This is a genomic window from Trebonia sp. (genome assembly GCF_030042015.1).
Taxonomy (GTDB): Bacteria; Actinomycetota; Actinomycetes; order Streptosporangiales; family Streptosporangiaceae; genus Trebonia.
Window position 1 is genome coordinate 1 of sequence record NZ_JASIAL010000442.1, and the last position, 4,023, is coordinate 4,023.

Sequence of the window (4,023 nt, forward strand, 5' to 3'; positions counted from 1 at the left end):
ATCCTGCTCTGCGCGTTCGCGTGCCTCGGATCCAAGCTGTTCGACCGTTACCTGACCTATTACGCGCTGCAGTCCGTGCTGCTCTCGCTGGCCGCGGCGATCGTCGCGGCGGACCTGGACGAGCCGGCGCTGTGGGTCCTGGCCGCGCTGACCCTGCTGATCAAGGGCATCGGCATTCCGGTCACCACCCGGCGGTACCTCGTCGACCGGCTGCGGCTGAAGCGGGACGCCTCGATCACCCTGGGCCTGTCCACATCGCTGATCATCGGCGCCGCGCTCACCGCGCTCGCCTACTTCGCGATGCGCCCGTCCACGCTGCCCGGCCGGCTGCTCGACACCGCCGCGGTGCCCCTGGCCATGGCGGTCGTGCTGCTCGGCGGGCTGTGCATGGTGGTCAGGCGGCACACGATCGCGCAGCTTCTCGGCTGGCTGATCGTCGAGAACGGCGTGTTCCTCGGGGCCATCACGCTCGTGGCCACATTCCCGTTCATTGTCGAGGCCGGCATCTTCCTCGACCTCGTCGCCGGGGTGCTGATCATGCTCGCGCTCGTGTCTGGCCTTGCCCAGCGACTGGCCTCGGCCAGCGCCAGCGACCTGCGGAGGCTGCGCGGATGATGCTCACGCTGATGATCCTGACCTGGGCGCTGCCGCTCGGCGGCGCGATCGTGCCCTGGGCCGGCGCCTCGGCGCGGGGAATCGGGATCGCGTCCGCAGCCGGCGGGGCCGGGTCGCTAGCGGCGGCGATCGCGCTCGCGGTGAGCATCTCCCCCCGGCACCCGCTCACGGCGCTTGGCGGGTTCGTCTACGTCGACTCGCTGTCGGCGTTCTTCGTCATCACCGTGGCTCTCGTGGTCACGCTGGCCGGCATCGGCTCGTACAGCTACCTTCAGGCCGAGGCCGAGCGCGGCGAACTGAGCGCGCTGCAGGTGCGCCTGTACGGCACGTTCTTCGGCCTGTTCGCCGCGCTGATGCTGGCGGCCCTGCAGACCGGCAACCTGGGCCTGCTCTGGGTGCTGGTGGAAGGCTCGACCCTGGCCAGCGCGGTGCTGGTCGCGCTGGAGGCACGCGCGACATCGCTGGAGGCCGCCTGGAAGTACATCATCATCAGCTCGTTCGGCGTCACGATCGCGCTGGTCGGCACGCTGTTCGTCTACTACTCGGCAATCCTCATCCACGTCTCGCCCGACCAGCGGCTGACCTGGCCGACGCTGTTCGCGCACGCGAGCGTCCTGCAGGCACCGAGCCTCAGGTTCGCGTTCCTGCTGGTCGTCGTCGGCTACGGGACCAAGGTTGGCCTGGCGCCCATGCACACCTGGCTGCCTGACGCTCACTCCGAGGCACCCAGCCCCGCGAGCGCTATGCTGTCCGCGGCCCTGCTGAACACCGGCATGTACGCGATCATCCGGTTCAAGGCGCTGACCACCGCCGACCTCGGCCGCTTCTCCAACGACGTGCTGCTGGTCTTCGGCTTCGCATCGCTTGCGGTCGGCGCCCTTTTCATGATCGGAAGCGACAACTTCAAGCGGCTGTTCGCGTACTCCTCGATCGAGCACATGGGCCTGATCGCGATCGGCCTCGGGTTCGGCGGTTTGCTCGGCATCTACGGCGCGCTGCTGCAGACGTTCAATCACGCGATCGGGAAATCCGTCCTGTTCCTGACCAGCGGTGAAATCGTGCTGCGGTACAAGACCCGGAACGTCGTCGAAGTGCGCGGCCTGCTACGGCAGTCCCCGGTGATCGGCGGGGCGCTGCTGCTCGGCTCGCTGGCGATCGTCGGCTCGCCGCCGTTCGGGATCTTCCTGTCCGAGTTCACGATCGTGCGGGCGAGCTTCGCCGGGCACGCCTGGCTCGGCTTCTTCCTGCTGGCGCTGCTTGTGATCGCGTTCGTGGCACTCACGAGCACGACCGTGGGAATGGTCTTCGGACGGCCCCCTGGGGATGGCGTGGCCGCTCCGGGGATGACGTCGCGGGTGATAGGAACGTCTCCCCTCGTCCCCGGCCTCGGGCTGCTGCTCCTGCTCGGGGTGTGGATCCCTGGCGGGCTGAATGAGCTGATCCTGCAGTCGATCAAGGCGATCACATGACCGCGGCAGCCGCGATCCTGCTACTGTGCGCCGCCGCCCTGTGGCTGGCCTCGGCGCTGGTCGCGGTCCTCGCCCGCACGCGCCCCGGGCTCGTGGCCTGTACGGCCGGTTCGGCGACCGGCGGCGCACTCGCCCTCGCCGGCGGCATCCTGACCGCGCTGAACGGGGCCAGTGCCAGCCGGACGATCGGCGCCGGCGACGTCGTCGGGGCGGTCACGGTGCGGCTCAGCCCGCTGGCCGCGGCGTTCGTGGCCCTGCTCGGCCTGATCGCGCTCGCTGTCGGCCTGTTCGCGCCGGGGTATCACCGCCCGAGTGCGGGCTCGGCGTTCTACCTGTGTGCCTATAACCTGGCGCTGCTCGCCTCGCTCGGCGTGCTCGTGGCCGGCAACGCGGTCGTCTTCCTTGTCGCCTGGGAATCGATGACGATCTTCAGCTACCTGCTGATCTTGCGCTATCACCAGCGTCCTGGCGTGATGGCCGGCGGCTTCCTGTTCCTGGCGCTTGGCGAGGTAGGGTTCGCGCTCGTGGTGGCGGCTTTCGCCATTTTGTCGGTGAAGACAGGGACGCTCGACCTCGCGGTGATGGCAGCGCGCGGCCACGCGATCCCCGGCGCGTGGCGCAGCGCGGCGTTCGTGCTCGCGCTGATCGGGTTCGGTTTCAAGGCCGGGGTCGTCCCGCTGCATATCTGGCTGCCCGAGGCGCACCCGGTCGCGCCCGCGGACGGATCCGGCTTCCTGTCCGGGCTGATCATCAAGCTGGGCGTCTACGGGGTGATGCTGTTCGCCTTCCAGCTTCTCGCCGGGGGGCCGATGTGGTGGGGTGTCCTGACCACCCTGATCGGATGCGTGACCGCCACGATCGGAGTGCTCTACGCGGTCATCGAGCGGGACTTCAAGCGGCTCCTCGCTTTCCACAGCATCGAGAACATCGGGATCATCATGACCGCCGTCGGCGCGGCCATGATGTTCCGGTCCGGCCATCAGCCCGCCCTCAGCGCGTACTTGATGGTGGCGGCGATCTATCACGTGGTCAATCACGGCACCTACAAGACCCTGCTTTTCCTGGAGGCCGGGGTTGTCGAACATGTGACGGGAACCCGGGACCTGGACCGCTTGGGTGGCCTGGCGCGGCGGCTCCCGAAATCGTCGGTGATCACGCTCATCGGCACGCTCGGTATCGCGGGCCTGCCGCCGCTGAACGGCTTCGTCAGCGAGTGGCTGATATTCCAGGGGCTTTTCCAGGGATTCCGGATCCAGCCCCTGGCAGGGGTCGTGCTGGTCGTGGCCGGCGCGGCACTGGCCCTGTCCGGGGGACTCGCGGTCATGGCGTTCGCGCACGCGTACGGCATTGCCTTCCTGGGCATCCCGCGCAGCCGGGCCGCTGCCAATGCCCGGGAGGCGGGGCAGCCGGTGGCCGGTCCCGCGCTGCTCGCGATCGCCTGTGTCGCGCTCAGCGTGGGCGCCCCGGCGGTCCTGATCGCGCTGAGCCGGGTGGCCCAGGCGGTGACCGGCGTCCGGCTACGCCCGGACATGCTGATCGGAAACCTCACGATAATCCCGGCGCACCAGAACTTCGCCGCTTTCTCGCCCACCTACCTGGCCGTATTCATGGTCGCGGTATCGGCGGTCCCCGTGCTCATCTACCTGGCCAGCCGGTCTGGCGCACAGACACGGACGGTGCCGGTCTGGGACGGCGGCATGCTTAAGTTCAAGCCCGACATGCAATACACGGGCACCGCGTTCGCCAATCCCGTCCGGGTCACCTTCGGCCAGCTGTACCAGCCGGAGTTCCATATCGAGCGCGCGTCTGATGACCCGGCGGGCCGATCCGGCCCGGTGAACTACGACTTCCGCGTGCTGCCGCTGTTCCAGCGCTACCTGTATGACCCGGTGGTGGCTGCCGTCAGGTGGCTGGCCAGATTCGTGCGGCCGCTTCAGTC

Annotated in this window: 3 protein-coding genes; all 3 read left to right on the forward strand. The window is 68.7% G+C overall.

What is annotated here, in order from left to right; all coding sequences use genetic code 11:
* Nucleotides 1-615: hypothetical protein (locus tag Q1N79_RS23940; protein ID WP_300612648.1), on the forward strand; the 615-nt coding region annotated here is incomplete at its 5' end.
* The gene (locus tag Q1N79_RS23945) at nucleotides 612-2,084 is read left to right on the forward strand and encodes a proton-conducting transporter membrane subunit (RefSeq protein ID WP_300612650.1); all 1,473 of its coding nucleotides are present in this window, start codon (nucleotides 612-614) and stop codon (nucleotides 2,082-2,084) included. The genes Q1N79_RS23940 and Q1N79_RS23945, both read left to right, overlap by 4 nt.
* Nucleotides 2,081-4,023, forward strand: a 1,943-nt coding sequence (locus Q1N79_RS23950) for a proton-conducting transporter membrane subunit (protein WP_300612652.1), incomplete at its 3' end; no start/stop codon positions are given. The genes Q1N79_RS23945 and Q1N79_RS23950, both read left to right, overlap by 4 nt.

What these genes read in the sequence shown, in the direction of transcription:
- Q1N79_RS23945 (WP_300612650.1), top strand. Translation starts at nt 612, where the DNA reads ATGATGCTCACGCTGATGATCCTGACCTGGGCGCTGCCGCTCGGCGGC.